Raw genomic sequence first — 1421 nt, 5'->3', positions numbered from 1 at the left:
TAATAATAATATGAGGCCAGAGAATACTATGATTACACAAAAAAAACGTTATGTCTATTACATGAGAGCATTGATCAGTATATGCCTGCTTACCATACTGGATCAGATTACCAAATATGCGGCAGTCGGCAATCTGAAGGATAAGCCGCCCTGCGTTCTGATCTCTGGTGTATTTCAGTTGGAATATCTTGAAAACCGGGGAGCAGCATTCGGACTGTTTCAAAATCAGAAAGTTTTCTTTCTTATCAGCGTAGTTATCATATGTATGATTGTTATCCTATTTTACAGCAGGGTTCCTTTTGAACGCAGATTTTTCCCGTTAAGAATATGTGCAGTCCTGCTCATCTCAGGAGCTTTCGGCAACTGCATTGACCGGATCCGACTCGGATATGTAATAGATTTCTTTTATTTTAAACTGATAGATTTCCCGATATTTAATGTGGCAGACATTTATGTGACGGTTTCTGCTTTTCTGATTATTCTGCTCATATTTTTCTATTATAAGGAGGAAGAACTTGAAAGAATACTTCATCGTTGAAAATCAGGCCGGTGATCGTATAGACCGGTATCTTTCGGAAGAATTGGAGGACAGATCAAGATCCTATATTCAAAAGTTAATCAAAGATCAATACGTAATCGTGAATGACAAGCCTGTAAAAGCCAATTACAGGCTTTCTTTGGGTGACAGGGTAGAGATAGAACTTCCGGAGGCTCAGGAGCCCGATATCGCTGCTGAGGATATTCCTTTAGATATCTTATATGAAGATAAGGATATTATCATTGTGAATAAACCAAAACAGATGGTTGTCCACCCTGCTCCGGGGCATTATACCGGAACACTTGTAAATGCGTTGATGCATCATTGCGGAAGTGAATTATCCGGTATCAATGGAACCATGCGTCCAGGAATTGTACACCGCATTGATATGGATACCACCGGTTCACTGGTTGTATGCAAGAATGATATGGCTCATCAGAGTCTCTCAGAACAGCTCAAGGAACATTCCATCCGACGAATCTATGTAGCCGTTGTTCATGGAAATATGAAAGAAGAATCGGGGACAGTCAATGCTCCGATCGGCAGACATCCGGTTGAACGCAAGAAGATGAGTATTCATGCAAAAAGCAGTCGGGAAGCAATCACACATTTTAAAGTTCTGGAAAGATTTGGGGATTACACTTACATTCAATGCGAACTCGAAACCGGAAGAACTCATCAGATTCGTGTTCATATGGCCAGCATTGGACATCCCTTGCTGGGCGATGAGGTATATGGCCCCAGAAAATGTCCGTTTCCGGATCTGCAGGGACAGACATTGCATGCAAAGACCATTGGTATCATTCATCCAAGAACCGGTGAATATCTGGAAATCAATGCACCTCTTCCGGACTATTTTATTCAATTATTAGACAGACTAAGA

The 1421-nt window shown here is 41.1% G+C and carries 2 protein-coding genes; both read left to right on the top strand.

Translation table 11 applies throughout. The features are described 5' to 3' along the window. Positions 1-28 precede the first annotated feature (28 nt). A complete protein-coding gene (gene lspA / locus JQM82_RS15625) occupies positions 29-538 on the top strand; it encodes a signal peptidase II (protein WP_235251340.1) in 510 nt (169 codons plus the stop codon). Further along, positions 516-1421: RluA family pseudouridine synthase (locus tag JQM82_RS15620; protein WP_235251338.1), on the top strand; the 906-nt coding region annotated here is incomplete at its 3' end. The genes lspA and JQM82_RS15620, both read left to right, overlap by 23 nt.

The organism is Faecalicatena contorta, assembly GCF_021531995.1.
GTDB classification, from domain to species: Bacteria; Bacillota; Clostridia; order Lachnospirales; family Lachnospiraceae; genus Dorea_A; species Dorea_A contorta_A.
The sequence above is the reverse complement of the archived record's forward strand: the minus strand, read 5'-3'. Positions and strand labels throughout refer to the sequence as shown.